Source organism: Cellvibrio zantedeschiae (assembly GCF_014652535.1).
GTDB classification, from domain to species: domain Bacteria; phylum Pseudomonadota; class Gammaproteobacteria; order Pseudomonadales; family Cellvibrionaceae; genus Cellvibrio; species Cellvibrio zantedeschiae.
The window spans coordinates 45,268-66,019 of sequence record NZ_BMYZ01000001.1 but is presented as its reverse complement, the minus strand read 5'-3'; the positions used below and the strand labels follow the sequence as shown (position 1 = coordinate 66,019).

The 20,752-nt window shown below is 44.4% G+C and carries 12 protein-coding genes; 2 read left to right on the top strand and 10 right to left on the bottom strand.

Annotated features, from left to right (window positions below):
• Positions 1 to 50: 50 nt before the first annotated feature.
• From IE104_RS00355 to IE104_RS00340, 4 genes are all read right to left on the bottom strand, one after another.
• A complete protein-coding gene (locus tag IE104_RS00355) occupies positions 51 to 1,895 on the bottom strand; it encodes a glycoside hydrolase family 13 protein (RefSeq protein WP_189414973.1) in 1,845 nt (614 codons plus the stop codon).
• 47 nt (positions 1,896 to 1,942) lie between these two features.
• Positions 1,943 to 3,433 carry a tryptophan halogenase family protein gene (locus IE104_RS00350; protein ID WP_189414971.1) on the bottom strand — a complete coding sequence of 497 codons (1,491 nt, stop codon included), beginning with the start codon at positions 3,431 to 3,433 and terminating at the stop codon, positions 1,943 to 1,945.
• A 99-nt stretch (positions 3,434 to 3,532) separates the two neighbouring features.
• Entirely contained in the window at positions 3,533 to 6,373 is a 2,841-nt protein-coding gene (locus IE104_RS00345) for a TonB-dependent receptor (RefSeq protein WP_189414969.1), read from the bottom strand.
• A 401-nt stretch (positions 6,374 to 6,774) separates the two neighbouring features.
• Positions 6,775 to 8,394: an alpha-glucosidase family protein gene (locus tag IE104_RS00340; RefSeq protein WP_189414967.1), complete on the bottom strand. Its 1,620-nt coding sequence runs from the start codon at positions 8,392 to 8,394 to the stop codon at positions 6,775 to 6,777.
• A 443-nt stretch (positions 8,395 to 8,837) separates the two neighbouring features.
• Between IE104_RS00340 and IE104_RS00335 the strand changes: the two genes are divergently transcribed.
• Together IE104_RS00335 and IE104_RS00330 are read left to right on the top strand one after the other, a co-directional pair.
• Entirely contained in the window at positions 8,838 to 11,258 is a 2,421-nt protein-coding gene (locus tag IE104_RS00335; RefSeq protein ID WP_189414965.1) for a glucan 1,4-alpha-glucosidase, read from the top strand.
• 125 nt (positions 11,259 to 11,383) lie between these two features.
• Positions 11,384 to 12,850 (top strand): MFS transporter, encoded by a 1,467-nt coding sequence (locus IE104_RS00330; protein ID WP_189414963.1) that lies wholly within the window; start codon positions 11,384 to 11,386, stop codon positions 12,848 to 12,850.
• Between the two features lie 64 nt (positions 12,851 to 12,914).
• On the opposite strand, the gene IE104_RS00325 is transcribed toward IE104_RS00330, so the two are convergent.
• The 6 genes from IE104_RS00325 to IE104_RS00300 form a co-directional block, all read right to left on the bottom strand.
• Entirely contained in the window at positions 12,915 to 13,958 is a 1,044-nt protein-coding gene (locus IE104_RS00325) for a LacI family DNA-binding transcriptional regulator (protein ID WP_189414961.1), read from the bottom strand.
• Between the two features lie 158 nt (positions 13,959 to 14,116).
• Complete coding sequence (locus IE104_RS00320) at positions 14,117 to 15,316, bottom strand: ABC transporter permease (protein ID WP_189414959.1); 1,200 nt, start codon at positions 15,314 to 15,316, stop codon at positions 14,117 to 14,119.
• Positions 15,316 to 16,473, bottom strand: a complete 1,158-nt coding sequence (locus IE104_RS00315; RefSeq protein WP_189414957.1) for an ABC transporter permease — start codon at positions 16,471 to 16,473, stop codon at positions 15,316 to 15,318. The genes IE104_RS00320 and IE104_RS00315 overlap by 1 nt, the downstream gene beginning before the upstream one ends.
• Before the next feature lie 20 nt (positions 16,474 to 16,493).
• The gene (locus tag IE104_RS00310; protein ID WP_189414955.1) at positions 16,494 to 17,198 is read right to left on the bottom strand and encodes an ABC transporter ATP-binding protein; all 705 of its coding nucleotides are present in this window, start codon (positions 17,196 to 17,198) and stop codon (positions 16,494 to 16,496) included.
• 56 nt (positions 17,199 to 17,254) lie between these two features.
• Positions 17,255 to 18,478, bottom strand: coding sequence for an efflux RND transporter periplasmic adaptor subunit (locus IE104_RS00305; protein WP_189414953.1), 1,224 nt, complete (start codon positions 18,476 to 18,478; stop codon positions 17,255 to 17,257).
• 559 nt (positions 18,479 to 19,037) lie between these two features.
• A complete protein-coding gene (locus IE104_RS00300) occupies positions 19,038 to 20,687 on the bottom strand; it encodes a family 43 glycosylhydrolase (RefSeq protein ID WP_229837554.1) in 1,650 nt (549 codons plus the stop codon).
• Between the last annotated feature and the right edge of the window lie 65 nt (positions 20,688 to 20,752).

Sequence of the window (20,752 nt, the reverse complement as noted above, 5' to 3'; positions counted from 1 at the left end):
AAACGCCCTGTGCAGCTTAAGCCCAGGGCGTTTTACTATGTGATGGGGATTTATAATTCAATCACCATGGGCGTCCTGGCTTTTAAGGTAAGTGGTTGAGAAAAATCAACTACCGATGAAGTCAAAATATCTTTACCGCTGGCCTTTCCCTTTAGCATATTTTGAAATCTGGCTAAATCCAGCTTTGAGTCCTGGGTATTTTTATTCAGCACAACCATCACTGTTTTTGAATCTGTATAACGGAAATAAACATACGTGGAATTTTCAGGAACGTAATGCACAAGCTTTCCAGTTTTTACCGCTTCGTTTGTCTTACGCCAATTTAATAATGTTTTCAAAAATGCCTGCGCATCTTTCTGTGCTGGAGTTAATCCCTTACCGCTAAATGCATTGATGTTATCGCCAGCCCAACCTCCCGGCATATCGCTACGCACGGCACCGTCATCGCGTTCTTTGGGGCTGGTCGCCAATACTTCTGAGCCGTAGAAAAATTGTGGTATACCACGCGTAGTTACACTTAACACCATGGCGTTTTTATACAAATTTACGTCGTCATTTAAGGCTGAAAAAATACGGCTGGTATCGTGGTTCTCTGGAAACACAACCATATTCATAGGATCCGCGTAAATAAAATCATTGGCGATGGTTTCGTATAATTTTATTAAGCCTGTAGACCAGCCTTCATTTTCAGTTAGTGCAGTGCGCATCGCATCATGCACTGGAAAATCCATCAAACTCGGAATGTAGGATATGTAGCCATTATCATTGCGTTTGCCTTTTTGCCAGGAAGCAACAATAGCCTGATTGCTTGTCCATTCCTCGCCAACCACATTAAAGTTGGGATACTCCTCAAGCAAATACTTTCCCCAAGCACTGAGGAAATTTTTATCCGAATAAGAATAGGTATCTTCGCGAATACCCGAGAGATTGGCGTATTCAATCCACCAAACCGAATTTTGAATTAAATAGGTTGCCAATAACGGATTGCGCTGATTCAAGTCAGGCATGGTGGGCACAAACCAGCCATCGGTAAATAATGTTGCATCCTCAGGTGCGGCGTGAGGATCATGAATAGCGGTACGGCGATGTGTGGTTTGCGTATAATTATCGGGAAAATTAATCCAGTCTTTGGCGGGCATATCTTTCATCCACCAATGACCCGAACCTATATGGTTAAGCACCACATCCTGAATAACACCCAAGCCCTTTTTGTTCGCTGCTATCACATAATTTTTGTAGTCTTGATTGCTGCCAAAGCGACTATCAATTTTATAATGATTAGTTGCAGAGTAACCGTGGTAGGAATATTGCAGCTGATTATTCTCAACGAGGGGCGTTGGCCAAATCATGGTAAACCCCATATTGGCAATATAATCCAGATGCTCTTGCATACCTTTTAAATCGCCACCGTGACGTCCACCGCTCAAGGTGCGATTATATTTTTCCAATTGATCTGCCATTGAATCATTGGCGGCGGAACCGTTTGCGAAACGGTCAGGCATTAGCAAATAGATAACATCATTGGAGCTAAAACCTTTGCGCATCGCGGAATTTTTTGCGCGCGTATCCAAACGATAATCAATTTTAGCAAGCTGCTTATCGCCGGATTTAAATGAAATAACAAAGCTACCCGCTTTTGTTGCTTCAGAAATATTCAAGTTTATAAACAGGAAATTTTTATTATCCGTTGTCTGGGTGTTAACAAGGGTGACACCCGGGTAATTAATTTCTGGTGTAAGTGTAGAGATATTTTCTCCATGCACCATGAGTTGCAATTGCGAATGCTGCATACCCACCCACCAACTGAGCGGCTCCACATGCTTGATAAGCGTGTCTGTTGCAAGGGCGTAGGACGACAAGATCCACACGCCTATCACCGATATTAATTTTTTCATCCACGCTCTCCTGGTTAATTATTCGATACTACAGCTGAGATTCATCATTATCTTGCACAAACCTGCCTGAGAAATTCATCATGGCTTGGTATTTGTTCCAGCGGGCTCTGCTTAATTTTTTTCATATTGGCGAGCAAAGACATTAAATCGGGCTCAGATAGATTATCGGCCAGCGCATGATAATCACGCGGAACAATACCCTGCCCCAACATAACCTGTAGCCAGGAACTTTCTAAAAATAGGTCATCCTGCTCACGAAATATTTTTCCTGTAGCCCGGAACAAATTAATTTTGTGTGTAAGACTTTCAGGAATTTCCATATTGCGCAGATCGCGCCAGAATTGGCTATCAGTTCGCTCATTGACGTGATAATGCAAAATAATAAAATCGCGCACCTGCTCAAACTCGGTTTTCGATTGCCTGTTGTATTCCGCAACGTTAACTGCATCTATTCCCGCATGCGGAAAAAGTTTTATCAGGCGAACTATGGCTGATTGGATAAGGTGGATACTGGTAGATTCAAGTGGCTCCAAAAAACCGCTCGACAAACCCACAGCAATAACATTTTTGTTCCATTGTTTTAACCGACGACCGGTTTTAAACGAAATAAAATTCGGTTCGGCCAGCGCTTTGGAATCCAAATTATTTAGTAGTATGGCCGCAGCTTCATCTTGCGAATAATGATTGCTGCTATAGACGATTCCATTACCATTGCGGTGTTGTAAAGGAATTCTCCACTGCCAACCGGCGGAATGGGCAATTGAGCGCGTATAAGGCAAAGTCGCCGCGAGGCGTTCTGAGGGCACAGCAATAGCACGATCACAAGGCAACCAGTGACTCCAATCTTCGTAACCCGTGCCCAGTGTTTGTTGAATCAATAAAGCACGCATACCAGAGCAATCTACAAATAAATCGCCGTGAACTACCCTGCCATTTTTCAAGATAAGATGATCTACGGCACCAGAATCCGGATGAACAGTGACCCGTTCAATCAAACCTTCTGTGCGTATTACACCAATATTTTCACTAAATTTTCGTAAGAAATTTGCGTAAAGCGATGCGTCAAAATGAAACGCATATTGCATTTCCAAGGCAGGATCTTTTGAATTTATGGGCGCAAATTTATTTGACGCTGCGCAGAGATAATTCAAATCGTAATCCCATAGGCTGGATTTATCGCCCAGCGTTTTTGCACGCAACCAAAAATGGTGAAACGCGCAAAACCCGATGTTTTTTCCTGCACCACCAAAAGTATGGAAATAACCTTCGCCGGGAACACGCCAGTTTTCAAATTTAATAGCGAGTTTAATGCTGGCTTTAGTCTCACGAAGAAACTCTGCTTCATCGATTCCCAATGCTTGATTGAAATAGCGAATAGGTGGAATCGTTGCCTCGCCCACCCCAATTCTGCCGATTTCTTCAGATTCAATAAGTTCGATATCGACAACAGAGCCCATTACTTTTTTTAGTAACGCAGCAGACATCCAACCCGCTGTGCCACCGCCGACGATCACAACTTTTTTTATAGGCTTATTCATTGCTGGCCTTTAGTAATTTTTGGAAGCGCCTTAGTTGCAAAAAAACCCTGCTAGCGAAAAACTAACAGGGTTATCTTTAACTTAGTCTAGCAACAGTGCTTAGAACTTGTAGCTGAAGCCTAACAAATAGTTAGCGCCAAAGTTCTGGTAGCGATCAATTTCGCGAGCGTCATCAGGTTCAGTTACTACTGTAGATTCGTTCGTTAAATTTTGCGCTTGCAGGGTGATAGTCAAACCTTCAAGAGCCTGAATGCCGCTGTTTGCAAAGTTATAACCAATTTGCGCATCAACCAACGTTGCACCTAAATCTGTACCTGGAGTCAACGCCAAACTTAAGCCCTGGGTTTCAGACAAGTATTCATCACGCTTACGTGCAGACACACGAGCTTCGAAACCTGAGTTTTCGTAGTACACGGTCAACTGATAGGTTTCTTTGGACAAACCAGGAACTTCTTGTTTAACGCCAGCGTTATCAATTTCACCGTCCATAAATGCGGCACTTGCGATAACACCTAAACCATCCAGATAGTCACTGACTAAACGCAACGGAATATTTGCCTGGAATTCTGTACCAGCTGCATAACCAGAACCTGCTGCAACGTTAGCAGTTGTCACACCTTGTTTTGATTTCAAGCTGTAACCTGCAGCCGTATCTGCCGCGGTAAATACATCATGGTAACCAGGAATAATGTAGCTGCTGAAATCTGTCACTACGCGAGTATTAAGATTCCATGATTGCAAATCTTTGTAGAAGTAAGCAGCAGACAACAAACCGTCTTCTGCAAAATACCACTCGTAAGACAAGTCAAACTGAATAGCTTCCGTTGGTTTCAATGTTGAATTACCTGATGAAGCACTCCACGCACTGAACAATGGATCTGTACTGTTACGACGCGCTGTATCGAACGAGAAACCAATGGTGCTGTTTGGACGCATGTCATCCATACGTGAACGCGATTGTGTTTTTGCCGATGCAAAACGCACTACTTGATCATCTGTAATCTGGAAATTCATGTTCAAGCTTGGCAACAATTGCACATATTTTTTGCCATCTTTAACCGGTGTTGCTTGCACGTAACCGCCAGCTTTAGTTTGCGTTGCAAAGCCGGTTGCTGATTGATCAGTGCTAATAACTTGCAAACCAACATTACCTGTCAGAACACCGGTTTCGAATTTAGCCATACCAAATAATGTTGTTACTTCTTCATCAACAGTGTAAGTATCACCTAAACGGTTAGTTTCAAATAAGGCTGCAGGTGTCTCTTTGTAATAACCATCGCGGTACATTTGAATACCGTCATAAGCAAGCATTTTGCCCAAACCAAACACGCTCAAATCGGCAACACCGGTGATGTATTTAGTTGGAACTGCCGCATCACCCGCATCAATAGTTACACCGTCAGCAGCGTAATATTCTGGTGACGTTAAGAACGCACCATAGTTAACTTTTGATTTGCTACGATCAGAATAATTAATACCAAATTCAACACCTGTTACGATTGAGAACTCAACATCGCCAGATGCTTGCAGACGCAAGGTAGTTAATTCTTCTTCAAAGTGTGGGTTATTTACGAAACCATCTTGCTGATCATTACGACCACCAAATGCAGGAGATGCACCACCGCCCCAGGCTTGTGGACCCGCTAATTTAATAATGGCTGCGTTGCTGTAGTCAGGTTGAGTCAAACTTGGATGTGCAGAGAAGAATGCACCTTTAGATGTCATAGTCCATGCGCGTGCATTTTTTGCACCTTGGGGGCCCGCAGTAACAGCACCACCAAATGGAGCACGACCAACACCGGAATAAGATTCCATATCCAATTGGTCTTTCTCTGATTTACCAGTTGCTGCATCAAGCGTTAATGACCACTCGTCAGAGAGGAAATATTTTACATTCAAACCAAAAGTATCAAGCTTCGCTTCTTTGCTGTCGCCATCGTTACGGATAACGCTTGCGAAGTTACTGGTGGTACCAGACATGGCCAAACCATCAACAACATTGCCATAAGTATTTACTGCACCACCGCCCCACGCAAAACCTTCTTCGTAACCGCGGAATACTTTGTCGTCATTAAAATCGATATGCAAAGCGTCGACAGTTACTTCCACTTTATCGTTTGGACGATATTGGAAAACACCTGAATAAGTATCGCGTTTCATGAGCGAAGAACGCACGTTGGTATCCTGGCCACCAATTGCACGCGCGTCATTTACGCCGTCGCCATTAGTGTCAACATCGGTGTAGCCCCACGCGCGGAATTGTTGCTCTTGGCTTGGCGATTCCATAGTTGCAACAGAAAGCGCAACACCAATTGTGTCATCTGCAAATTTATCAGCGTAGGTAAATGCCAAACGATGGCCTGTATCTTTAAAATCAGGGTTTGCAGATTTCAAATCATTTTGTTCAAAGTTGCCACTAACGCTCATAACCGGAGCGTGATCCAACGGACGAATGGTGGACAAATTTACAATACCGCCCAACCCTTGGTTAACCAAAGTTGCATCGGGCGTTTTATAAATAGTTGCGCCAGAAATAATTTCTGATGGATACAAATCGTACTCAACACCGCGGTTGTCACCGATGCCGAGAATTTCACGGCCATTCATGGTGGTGGCAACGTAGTTCTCGTTAAAACCACGCACAGACAAACCACTGGTACGACCGTCGCGACGCTCACCAGCCAAGCCAGGCAAACGCGCCAAAGATTCTGCAATACTACTATCAGGTAATTTACCAATATCTTCTGCTGCAATAGCTTCAACAATAGAAGAACTGGCCTTCTTAACTTCTTGCGCTTTTTCCAAGCTCGCTTTAAAACCGGTCACTACAACTTCTTCGGCTTCCGCTGCGGCCTGCTGCGCATAAACTGCATGAGAGCCTGCTACCAACGTCATGGTTGATAAGAGTGCCAGCATATGATTGAACGGTAATTTTTTCATGATCTAGTATTCCCCGCGGGTGTGTACTCTATTATTTTTTCTCACAAATTTTGTTGAAACAAAACCTGCAGCTCGTAAAACAGATTGGTTCTGCCCTCGGGAGGATAGTAGGCTTTGTCGCTAAAGCACGACAATAGTGTGCATACGTATTCAACAAAACGCATACGTATGCAAAAGTATTTTTTACATTAAAAATTAATAATGTGTAGATGAAATTTTAAACACGCAAATAAATCTGGAAGTGCGCGACAACCAATAAACATAATAAAGTCAAAAAGAAAATAAGATTGGAAGTGACGCTAATAAAGGCGCTTAAACACATTTGTATCGCGCAAAAAAAGGCGCCCTAAGGCGCCTTAAAGATGTTGTCTGGAAGACAAGGGTACCATGCAAAAAAAGTATTAATCGAGCGATGCAAAAAAACTAGCATAGGGTGACAAGGTTAATTGATCACCATTACATTGTGCTGAAACTTCGTCATGCGCTTTTATAGGCATAGCTTTTCTACCACCTAGATTAACTGTTTCAGTCACAGCCGATAAATTAAATGCTGCCAATAAACGTTGGCCTTCATAAGTGCGCACAAACAACAACACATTTTCCGGTGCATCTAAAAACTCAATATCACCCCACAATAACGCAGGCTGTTGCTTGCGCCACGCAAGAAATTTTCTAAACGCGTGTAACACAGAGTTTTTATCCGCATCTTGCAGATCTACGGCCATAGGAAGATGTTCTGGCGACACTGGCAGCCAGGTTTTACCTTGTGAAAAGCCTGCATTAATTGCGCTTTTGCTCCACGGCATTGGCGTACGACAACCGTCGCGACCTTTAAAGCGCGGCCAAAAAGTAATGCCATAAGGATCTTGCAACTCATGCTGTGCAATTTCGGCTTCAGTTAAACCCAACTCTTCACCCTGGTAAGAACACACACTTCCGCGCAGCGAAAATAATAATTCATTAAGCAATTTTGCTTTGGCAGGCGCGTGCTCTTCGCCCTTCCAGCGCGACATAACACGCACTACATCATGGTTACCAAAAGCCCAGCATGGCCAACCGTCGGTTAGGTTTTTTTCCAAGGTTTCAACAGTTTCGCGAATATAGCTTGCAGATAAATTATCAACTAATAATTCAAAACTATAGGTCATGTGCAAGCGCGTGTTGCCTGCCGTATATTCCGCCATGGTTTTCAATGAATCTTCTGACGCAATTTCCCCCAGCGTAACTGTGCCAGGGTAGCGATTCATCAAGCTGCGCAGTGATTCCAAAAACCCTATATTTTCCGGCTGGCAAGTATCGTGAACATGGCGCTGAAATGCGTAAGGATTATCTTCCCTAAAACCGCGGCCTTTTCTTTCTTCAACTGGTTTAGCTGGATTTGAACGCAGTTGTTTGTCATGGAAACAAAAAATAATGGCATCCAAACGCAAACCGTCCACACCGCGTTTTAGCCAGAATTCCACTTCTTGCAAAATTTGTTCGCGCAACGCAGGGCAGTGATAATTCAAATCGGGTTGGGTCTTTAAAAAATTGTGTAAATAATATTGGCAACGACGAGGCTCCCACTCCCACGCAGATCCACCAAAAATTGAAAGCCAATTGTTGGGCGGAGTGCCATCGGGATTTGCGTCAGCCCACACATACCAATCAGCTTTTGGATTGTCTTTGGACTCACGGCTTTCCTCAAACCAGGCGTGCTGATCCGAGGTGTGATTCAATACTTGATCAATAATAATTTTTATATTGCGCGCATGAGCTTGCACAATGAGCTCATCAAAATCAGCTAAGGTGCCAAAAATTGGGTCAATGGCTCGATAATCAGAAATATCATAGCCAAAATCTTTCATGGGCGATTTAAAAAATGGCGAAATCCAAATTGCATCCACACCGAGGCTGGCAATGTAATCCAGCTTGCTAATAATGCCCGGAATATCGCCTATGCCATCATTATTACTATCCATCATACTGCGAGGATAAACTTGATAGATGACCGCGCCGCGCCACCAGGGATTTTGTTGCATGATTACACCTCATAGCCTGGCTAAGGCGATTACACCTGCCAGGCTGGGACTAATTTGTTATTGGTAGACCGCATCTTGCTCATTCAGTCTGCAAGCTAATTATTTTGGCAATACATAAAGGAATGTGCGTATGGCTGACAACATACGCGAGCCTTAAAACCAAACCAAGAGGCTACATACGTATGCAGAATTTTCATTGCAATAAATCCAATAGAATACGTATTCATAAACCTGGTTAGCCAATGCAAATGCAATGCGCTTGGCGAACCTTGCTATAAATTATTTTGTGCATACGTATGCAGCAACAATGTCACCTGAATACGTATGTAAGCAATTGTTTCAGGGGATAACTAATTCTAACCTTGGCGATAGTAAACATGCTGCAAAGCAACCACTTGCGACCAGAATATTTATAATTTCTTAAAATGAAAAATGGTATCCACATGAAAAAACGTTTGAGCTGTCTATTAATTTCATCCCTGATTGGCCTTAGTGCATGCAAAGATACTGCTTCTCATTCCAGCGGTACTGCAACTGCAAATGATATAGCTCCCGGTGCTCCCGGCGCGGCATCACATTGGTCTTACTCAGGTAAAAATGGCATAGGCACTTCTTACGAGCAATATACCCAAGGCCAATATCAGGATACAGGTAGCAGCGGAAAAATTTCCAAAGTATGGTTTTCCCTGGCGCAAGGCGTGCTCACCGAAACCATGTTTGGCTTAATTCATGAGGCACAAATTCAGGAAGCGCAGTTTTATATCAAAGGCAACGGATTTTTACACCAGGAAAAAACTGACACTATTTCCCATATCGATTATTTAGACAAAGATGCAAGCGGCCGTCCGCTTTCACTCGCTTATAAAATTATTAATCGCGATAAAGAAGGACGCTACGAAATTGAAAAACATATTTTTACGGATCCCGACACCAATAGCTTAATGATGAAGGTGAGCTTTCGCGCATTCGCCGATAATGTCACTCCGTTTCTATACATCAATCCCAATTTAGCTAACACCGGCCCCGGCGATAAAGCCTGGAGCGAAAACAATAGCTGGCTAGTCGCTGATGGCAAAACGCATCTCACGGTAAAAACAGATGCGCCCGTGAGCGCGAGCACTGTAGGCTTTGAAGGCGTTTCTGATGGTATAAATGATTTAATAGCCGAAGGCAAACTTAGCCACACCTACGCAAGCACCGGCGACACTACCGGTAATGTCGCCATGACGTTGCAACTTCCTACCTTGAAAAAAGGTGAGGCAGGTGAATGGCAATTTGTTTTAGGATTTGGCAATTCCAAAGATGAAAGTCTCGCAGCCGCAAACCAAACCCTCACCACGGGACATGAAAAAGTTCTGGCAAACTTTAACGGTAAAGGAGATACCTTAGGTTGGGAGGATTACATCGCCTCTTTACCAGAATTGGAAAAACTTTCTGCAACTGCAACTGACGGCGGCAAATTAGTTTACGCAAGCGCCCTCGTTTTAAAAGCGCAGGAAGATAAAACCTATGCGGGCGGTGTAATTGCATCTCTCTCGAATCCCTGGGGCGATTCTGCATCGGCAGACAAAGCACAAACCGGATACAAAGCAGTTTGGCCACGGGATTTTTATCAAGTCACCATGGCAATGCTGGCATTGGGCGATAAAGTCACACCAAAAGTTGCATTCGAATATTTGGAACACGTACAAACCAGCAATAAAACGCCAGGCTACTCAGGCACACCTGGTTGGTTCCTGCAAAAAACTCACGTAGATGGCGAAGTTGAGTGGGTAGGCGTGCAGCTTGATCAAACCGCAATGCCGATTATGCTGGGCTGGCGCTTATGGAAAGAAGGCGTGTTGAGCGATGCGGAAATGCTGAGCTGGTATAACAAAATGCTGAAACCTGCAGCAACATTTTTGGCCGATGGAGGCACGGTGAGCATCGACTGGTTGAAAAATGTTGTGATTACGCCGCCAAAAAGTATTCAGGAGCGTTGGGAGGAGCAACCCGGCTATTCGCCATCAACAACAGCAGCCGTGATTACCGGTTTGGTAGCGGCCAGCGATATGGCAAAGCTTGCTAAAGATGATGCGAGCGCGAAAAAGTATCTCGCAGCTGCAGATAAATATTCTGCAAATCTGGAAAAAAATCTGTACACCACAACTGGCGCACTTAACAAAGCACCATCCGATGGCAATTATTATTTGCGCATTAGTGCGAACGAAAACCCCAACGATCACGCGTTATTGGAAGAGCGCAACGGCCAGAGCAATGTTAATGAAAGTGAAGTTGTTGATGGTGGTTTTTTAGAGCTTGTACGCTACGGTGTACGCTCACCACTTAACAAAGAAATTCAAAACACTTTGCCCGAAATGGATGACACTAGCCTGCCTGATCCCGTGCGTGTGAAATATGAATTTAGCTTTAACGGCGTTGAAGGCAAATTTCCGGGCTGGCGCCGTTATGGTAGGGACGGTTATGGCGAAGATACTCTAGCCGGCCGCGGTTACAACGCTACGGGAAAAAATCTTCCCGAAGGTCGCGGGCGTGTTTGGCCAATTTTCACCGGTGAGCGCGGCCATTATGAGTTAGCCAAAGCTGCAACCACCGGTAAATTGGATGGTGAAAACATCACAAGTTTACGCAATACCTATATCAAAGCTATGGAATTATTTGCAAATGAAGGCTATATGATTCCTGAGCAAGTGTGGGATGGCGTAGGAAGCAACGACACTTACAAATTCACTAATGGCCAAGGTACAAACTCAGCTACGCCTTTAGCTTGGTCGCACGCGGAATATGTAAAACTCTTGCGCTCTTACGCCGACAAAAAAGTATGGGATAACAATGCGAGCACTGCGACACGCTATGTAAAATAATTTATTTAGCTTGCCTGCTTTTAAGAAACCGCCATGCTCTAATAAGCATGGCGGTTATGTAGTTTAAAAAGGGCAGTGTCTGTTTAACAAATTTTAATTCACGAATAACAACAAAGGCATCAAAAATGAAACAACCCACGCTCCCGTTTTGGCAAGTCTGGAATGTCAGCTTTGGCTTTCTAGGCGTACAACTTGGTTTCGCATTGCAAAACGCCAACGTGAGCCGCGTGCTTTCAGATTTGGGCGCTGATCTACATTCGCTTTCATTATTTTGGTTGGCCGCACCAGTGATGGGTTTGTTAGTTCAACCTATTGTTGGCGCTGCATCAGATCGCACCTGGAATCGTCTGGGGCGTCGCAAACCCTTCATTTTAGGTGGCGCAATTGCAGCGGCACTCGGCATGTTCCTAATGCCTAACGCATCTATTTTTGTTGCTTTTCTTGCACCAATGATTTTTGGCGGCATGATGCTCGCTCTAATGGATGGTGCATTTAATGTGACTATGCAACCGTTTCGCGCGCTTGTGTCGGATATGGTGCCCAATGAACAACGTACGCTCGGTTATTCGATTCAAGCGCTGCTCATTAATATCGGTGCAGTTATAGGCTCCATACTTCCTTTTGTGTTCACCAATGTCATTGGGCTCGATAATACTGCCCCTAAAGGCGAAGTTGCACAGACAGTGACCTGGGCATTTTATGTGGGTGGAACAGCACTGTTAGGTACCGTGCTTTGGACATGCTTTCGCACGAAGGAATACTCACCTGATGATTACAACCGTTATAAAAATATTGCACCTAAAATTGTTGAAAAATTATCGCTTACAACAAAATTAGCGAACTTTTGGAAACTATTTATTAATATGCCAAAAACCATGCGCCAACTTGCGCTGGTGCAATTCTTTTCATGGTTCTCGTTATTTATTATGTGGGTTTATACCGGCCCGGCTATTACCCAATATATTTGGGGAGTAGAGGCAAAATGGTTTGATGCAGAATTTCTTCACAGTGTTGATGTAATTCCAGCGGATATTGCCGCAGCAAAAGGCGCAGCGGGTGACTGGGTAGGAATTACCTTTGCGGCATACTCATTGTTTGCTGCAATTTTTTCTGTTTTTATTGCACGCATTGCCAATCGCTTTGGAAGAAAAATTACTTATTCACTTTCACTACTCGCAGGCGGCATTGGTTATATCAGCTTTATGTTGTTCCAGAATGCAGAAGTCGTGCATGTTAACTTGTTGCTTACCGAAATTGATATTCCACAAGGCGCATTAAATTTGCTCTTGCCAATGGTCGGCGTTGGTATCGCCTGGGCTGCAATTCTTGCCATGCCTTATGCAATTCTTTCAGGCTCCTTGCCAGCAGATAAAACCGGCGTCTACATGGGAATCTTTAATTTCACCATCGCTGCCCCGCAAATTGTCTCAGGCTTGGTGGCAGGTCAAATCCTGAAATATGCATTCGATAATCAAGCCATTTACATTATTGCACTGGCTGGCGTTTCAATGATTTTGGGCGCGATTGCAGTTTATTTTGTGCAGGATAATAGCGATAGCACACCAGACGAGCGGGCGATTCAGGGACATTAATTACTTAAAACAAAAAACGCCAGATAGCGACCAACTATCTGGCGTTTTTTCTATTCCAAAATCTTTATTTAGCTTTCGCTTTCTTCGCACCACAGGAACCACGCACAATTAATTTTGCGGGAAGCAACATAGATTCAACGGGCTCTCCGTTTACTTTTTTCAGTAAACTTTCAACTAATAACTCTCCCGCTAATGCGGTGTTTTGTTGCACGGTTGATAGTGGTGGATGGGTGTAGGATGCCATGGGAATATCATCAAAACCCATTACTGCAACATCGCCCGGCACATTCAACCCAGCCTCTTCCAAAGCTTTAATAGCACCAATCGCAATCAAATCGCTCGCGCCAAAAATTGCATCAAATGGAATACGCTTCTGCAATAATTTAAGCGTAGCTTTATAGCCCTCTTCCTCTGAGGTTTCCGCGTTAACTTGTAAACGTGAATCGAGTGAAAGCCCCGATTTTTCAAGAGCGCGCATGTAGCCTTTATAACGCAGCTCAAATTCCGGGCTGTGTTCAGAAACATCTCCCAGGAATGCAATATTTTTGCGGCCCAATTGAATTAAATGGTCTGTCGCCAAAAGCGCGCTGTTAAAATTCTCGCAACCAATGGATACACCGGGTTGACCTTCCAACACCGGCCCCCAGGTAATAAAGTGCGCACCCACTTCCGTTAAGTAGGTTAATTTTTTTACGAAGCTTTCGTAATCGCCGTAACCTAAAAAGATAATGCCATCGGCGCGGTTAGCATCTTCATAATCCGCATGCCAGTCATCGCTGAATTGTTGGAAAGAAATTAATAAATCATAACCGCGGTTTGCGGTTGCGCGAGTGATGCTACCGAGCATAGACAAGAAGAAAGGATTAATCAGCGAATCGCCGGTACCGTGGTCTTCACACAGTAACAACGCAATCGTTTTGGTTTCCTGCGAACGCAAATTGCGGGCGTTTTTATCAACTTTGTAATTAAGTTCTTTTGCAATAGCTTGAACTTTGAGGCGGGTTTCAAGATTAACCAATGGGCTGTCGCGCAACGCGCGCGATACGGTGGATTGCGATACACCAGCGCGGTAGGCTATATCAAAGGAGGTTGGCTTATCGTCTTTCATGCGTCGATGCCTCGCTATTTATGCGTATTATGAGGATTCGTTGTCACGCCAAAATTTCAGCAGTTATGTGGTGGATACTACACCAGCAACTCTGCAAAATACAGAAAAAAGCCGCTGTACTCGCGAGTAATACAGCGGCCCGGAAGAGCTTTTAACATTTAACCATTATCGCGTAGAGCCGTGGCTACAGGTAAACGCGCAGCGCGAATCGCGGGAAACAATCCACCAATAAAACCAATCGCCGCCGCAAAAATAACACCCTGCTTTAGCAGCGCAGGCGTAACCGCGAAATCAAACACGACTTGACTAAAGCTGGAAAAGTTAAGCGTTGAAACCGTATAGCCGTTAAACAACAAATAGATCACCGCTGCACCTATAGCTCCACCGATAAATGCGAGTACGAGCGATTCGACCAATGTGGAGAATGCCACCGGAAATGCACCAAACCCCAAAGCACGCAGCGTAGCGATTTCACGGGTGCGGGAAGCCACAGAGGTATACATAGTATTGATTGCACCAAAAATTGCGCCTATGGCCATGATAATAGCGAGCGGATAGCCAACCACCTTGATAAAAGTAGTTAAGCCAGAAGATTGTTCGGCGAGATACGCCGTTTCGTAGACAACATCCAAAGTTAATTTGGGATCTGCTGCTATAGCGGCTTTTAAATCCTCGAAACCTTTTTTGCCTTCTACTTTAGCGTGAATGGTTTGATAACTATTGCCACGGCGATAAGCCGCTTGCAGAATTTTTGCATCGCACCAGACCTCTGATTCTGATAAGCCACCGCCCTCTTCAAACACACCAACAACATGCCACTCGGTGTTGCCAAAGCGAATAACCGAACCCACTGCGACATTGTTAAATTGTTTAGAGGCACCTCGGCCTACAATCAATTCGTTTTTCCCGGATTCAAAATTGCGGCCCTCTACAATTTTGAATTTGTCGCGCACTTTAAATGCAGCAGGTTGTACACCACGCAGTGACGCATTAGCCATTGCATTGTTGGCTTTCTTGGGGATGCTGACGATAACCAATAATTCCGCCGACGCTAAAGATGTATCGCCATCTTTTTGAATGCCCGGCATATTGTCGATCAGTTGGGTTTGCTCGTAACTCAAACCGCTACTCATTTCAGAGGCCGAACCAGCGCGCATAATCATTACCATGTCAGGCGCAACTGAATTGGTCATAGTGCGTTGAAAACCTGTCGCCATGGAGAGCACGCCGATAAAAACGCCTACCACACACGCGACCCCAAAAATTGCAACTGACGATGTTCCCAAACGCTGCGAAATATTGCGCAGGTTCATGATGGTTACCGTAAATATTTGTGCGAGCCAGTTAAAAGACATCATTAATTCCTCCGCAACGCACTAATAATATTTAGACGCAACCCCTGTATTGCAGGCGCAGCTCCGGTAACCACACCGAACAAAATAATCCAGAGCGTACCCATTAATAAAATCGTGGCGGACATATTTAAACCCGGCAGATACATAGCAAATTTGGCAGAGAGACTGACCACGAGCAACTTCGCAAGTGCCAAGCCTAAAAACCCGCCAAAACCACAAATGAAAACAGATTCAGCCAAGACCATTAGCATGACACTCACATCCGAAAATCCTAATGTCTTGAGAATTGCAAATTCAGGAATACGCTCGCGAAAAGATTGCGCCATGGTATTTCCCGCCACCAATAACATGGTAAAAAATACCGCACTTAAAATAAGCGTAGTGATCAAACCTATATCGGCAAATTGTTTGGCAAAGGATTTAGCAAATTCTTTTTCACTATCGGTTTTCGTTTCTGATGACGAGTTTTCAAATAGCGCATCTACTGCAGCCGACACTTTGGCAGAATCTTTGGGATTTTTAACCTTAATAATCATCCAACCAATAGTGCCTTCACCAAACTGGCGTGATTTATCAAAATAGTCATAATGAAAAAACATCATATTGGTTTGTGCGGTTTCTGTTTTGCCAGTAAAAATTCCGTCAATAACAAAGTCCCAATTGGTGCTGCCATCTTTTTTGGGAAACATGCCAATTAAAGGAACGCGATCACCCACTTTCCAATGGAATTGATCGGCTAAAGCCTTACCAATAACTGCACCGGTTTTATTTGCCTTCCAAGCCTGGTATTGCTCAGGCGGCAAATTATAGGTGTCTTGATAAATAGTAAAATATTCTTCGGCATCTACCGGAAATTGTGGGAAGCGGTTTCTGGTGTCTTGATAATAGCCACCAAACCAATTCGCCATAGTGACCTTATCAACGCCATCCAAGGCTTTAACTTTGCTGAGATAGCTATAGGGCAATGGCTGAATCAAAGTGACTTTGTTGATGGAGATCAAACGATCTTCGCCTTCAATACGCGCCCCACCTTCAAAGGCAGCCCCTAGTGTGCGCAGCAAACCAAATAATAAAAACGCAATCATTATGGACAGCACGGTTAAAGTGGTGCGCACTTTTTTGCGTGTTAAATTTTTTAAAATGAAATAGAGATATTTCATATCACACCTCGCTCCGTCGCTTATTCTTGCAGTAATTGGCCTTTATCGAGATGCAATGTGCGACGCGCATGATCTGCGGCGCGCGGGTCGTGCGTAACCATTACGATGGTTTTTTGTTGCACCTGATTAAGCTCTTGCATGAGCGCAAGAATCTCATCGGCAGTTGCACGATCCAAATCACCGGTAGGCTCATCACACAATAATAAGTTAGGGTCGCTTACCAAAGCTCGTGCAATCGCAACGCGTTGCTCCTGACCGCCAGATAGCTCGCGCGGATAATGCTTCGCACGGCCGCTGAGCCCCACCAAATCCAAAGCTGCCGCAACATGCGCTTTGCGTTCTTTGCTGGAAAGGTTGGTTAACAACAATGGAAGCTCTACATTTTTTTCCGCGGTTAATACCGGCATTAAATTGTAAAACTGAAAAATAAAACCGACATTTTGCGCGCGCCACCGCGTGAGCTGTCCGGCAGAGAATTGATCTATACGCTGCCCTGCGATGCGTAATTCGCCTGATGTTGGACTATCCAATCCACCCAACAAATTAAGCAGCGTAGTTTTGCCCGAGCCCGACGGCCCCATTAAAGCAACAAAATCACCAAGCTGGATATCTAAATTCATATCCGTTAAAACAGGAACCAACTCTTTACCTTTTTTATAGGTTTTGTTGATATTTTTTAAACTTACCAAAATATCACTTTCGGCTAAGGTTGCAGGATTAGACATATTCCCTCCGTTTTTAATTGAAAAAAAAGCGCAGTATTTGCTGCGCTTTTAGATTTTTATTCCTGGATTACTTTAGATCCATTTTTTAGCTGGGGTGTTACTTCCACCACAAAATCTTCTCCGGCACTCAGGCCTTCAGAGATATAAACATCGCTGCCATAGCTGGCGTTGAGTTTGACTTTGCGTTGTTGCACTACGCCATCTTTAACTACAAATACATATTTATTTTCTTCAACTGAACGCACTGCCGTTGTTGGTACACGAATGCCCAAAGGCTCTTTTGGTTTTTGTTTTTCTACCGGCTCAGGATTGAGGAAAGAAACTTTAACACCCATATCCGGCAAAATACGCGGATCAAGATTTTGGAACGCAACGCGCACTTTTACCGTAGCTTTTTGGCGATCAGCCGTTGGAATAATTGCAGCAACTTTCGCTGGTATTTTCCACTCGGGATATGCTTCTAATACAGCTTCTGCCAATTGCCCCGGATGCACGCGCTGAATGTAAGATTCATTAACATCCACTTCAATTTCCAGAGACGTCATATCAACCAAAGTACAAATACCGGTACGGGTGAAACCACTACCGGCAGAAATGGGAGAAATCATTTCACCTGGTTGCGATGTTTTTGCAATTACCACACCGGCAAAAGGCGCACGCAAAACAAAGTCATCTAAATTTTGTTTTTGTTGTGCCAATAATTTTTGATTTACATTCACAACTTCTTCACGGTTATTAAGTTGCGCGCGCAGGGATTCGTAATTCGCTTTGATAAGATCAAAGGATGCCTGGCTCACTAATTGTTTTTGAAAAAGTGTGTTGTTGCGGTCAAAATTTAATTTTGCTTCCACTAGACGTGCACGCACTTCACTCACCTGTGCTTTAGCGGCATCTAATTCGGCTTTGGTTACATCGAAACTTTTTCTGGCATTGACATCCTCAAGGCGCGCGACAATCTGATTTTTTTCAACTGTCATGCCTTCTTCAATTAACACTTCAATCACGCGACCGGTCACTTTAGACGAGACATTCGCCTGGCGACGCGCAACAACATAACCCGTTGCATCCAATACGCTCGCGGAGGAGGAATCCACGGTTGCCATACGCGCCATTTGCACTTTTACGGGCAAGGGCGCTGAATCTGATAGCAGCTGATAAGCACCAATAATGAGTAAGAGTAAAATTAGCCCACCCGCTATCCAGGGCCAAATTGGGCGTCCCGGCGAGTTAGCGTCACGATCTATGCGCAACTGGGACAAGAGTTCACTTTTATTATTCACACGTACCGTCCTACAACTGATTGGGCTAAAACGGGACCGTACAAGTTTGTACGCATCCCTCATGTGAGCGCCATTCTAATGCAGTCTGCCCCGCTCTGCACCTAATGCTGAGCCACCATCATGGCCGGAGTCAGTTGGTGCATTTCCGACCAATTAGGCTACACAGATATAAATCCGTGATTATTTGATATCAGGGGGAGTGCTATTTGCGGCTAGCCCTCAGCATTATGATTATGTGTGTGGCTGCCAACCCAATCAGTATCACCATTATTTGGCGACAGGACCAAGGCTTTTGTCACACACTGATAATGACCAATGTAATCACTTAAATTTATCTTTGCGTGCCCATCCCTGGGAAGGAGACTATTGATGCTCTGGTGCTGCAATAACTCCACACTCAGGCTAAAGGAGATTTATAGAAAACACGGAAAAAGATGCCAAGCGGCAATAAAGCGAGTTAAGTGGTTTTTAAAAGTTAAGCGGCTTTTAAAAGTTAAGTGGTTTTTGAACGCGCTCGATAACACTAAAACCAATTTCGTGAGAAGACCTCAAAAAAATATCAGCCTTTCTGCGCCAGCGCACGGTATTGAAAATCCCGTACTTGAACCTTGCCTTTGCCGACGCTGTAAATTCCTACTTTAAGACTTAAGAATCCACCGAAAACATTGTGGTGAATGCCAGAAACTTCCATGCGCGTAGGAAATAATTTCCAGGTGCGCCCGCTGTCGAGCGAATATTCGTAAGTGATAACGTTGTGATCATTAGTCAAACGCATACGCAAACTTTTAGTTTTGAGCTCTCTTCGCGCCCAAGGCAGTTCCTCAGAGTACTGATAAATTTTAAGTGTTTCAGCAGTAAAACCAAGACCGACAAACGCCTTGTGATTGTAAAATAATAAAAGCCCTGCCTCTGCATCACCGTCCAAAGTAAAACTGACTTCTACCTGGTATGCACGGTCGCCCACGCCGCAAGTCAATGGCGATGAATCTGCAGGCGATGTACCCGCCCCCGCAAGCTCCAATACTTTTTTGCCGTAATTCACGCGCGCCATTTCTTGCGCGCCGGGATTATGAAAACTCCATTGAATGCCGAATTTGTTGCGCGCAAAATCATCAGACAACGCAAAGCCCGCAACACCTTTAGATGCTGGTAATGGTTTGGGTAAAGGCTGTGATAAATCACCACCTTTTGCGCGGAACCAACCATCATCTGTCCATTCAATCGGTTCCAATATTGTTTGGCGACCAAGGGTTCTAAAGCCATTTTCGTAAGCGTGATAAACCATCCACCACTCACCCGTTTTACCAGGACCTTCAACCAAGGTTGCATGGCCACGCGACCACCAGGGCTCAGCGTCAGACAAAGTGCGAACTAAAGGATTATTTGGGCAGTGCTCCCAAGGGCCGTGAATAGACCGCGAACGCGCGGCAATAACCATATGACCGGTCACAGGACCAGCGGTGCCGCCCACGGCGGTGACGAGGTAAAACCATTCACCACGACGCAAAAGTTTGGGGCCTTCGGGTGCAAAATTTTCGGTGATCCAATCATCAGGATAACGCCACGGGCTGTAAGCATTTTCCACTTGGCCATCGGTGGCAAGACCATCATCACGCAAACGAATTTTGCGAATCCCATTCACAAACAAATAGCGCTTACCGTCTTCACCAACTATGTGGCCTGGATCTATACAACCCACAATATTTAAATCAACGGGCTCACTCCAGGGACCTTTAATATCGTCTGCCCAAATCACAAAGGTTGACCAGGGTTTACCATCTGGCGCAGCAGGAATGTAGATGTAATAACGATTCTTGTGCTTGCATAAATCCAGCGCCCATACAGTGCCAATATTTTTATGCAAGGCGGCACCGACCGGAACCCAATTGACTAAATCTTTTGAATGCCAAATCACTATGCCGGGATAAGAATTAAATGACGAAAAAGTCATGTAGTAATCGTCGCCGTCTTTCAAAATGGTAGGATCGGGATGATCGCCGGCGAGAATTGGATTTAAAAAAGTACCATTACCTAAATCGGCTTTGCGCTGCCCTTCAATACCGCGACCCCATTGTAAAGTTTGGCGAGTACAATTGGTGTTGGTGTTGGCGCTTGCTGCAATGGCTTGTGTTGAATTTGTTAGTGCGAGTGGTGAAACTACCGCGCCAGCGATACAAGCTTTAAAAATATTTCTGCGTGTTGCATCCACGATAATTTCCTCTCGCTCAAACAATTTTTGAAATGAACAGTTGTTTCACTTTAAGTTCTGAATCG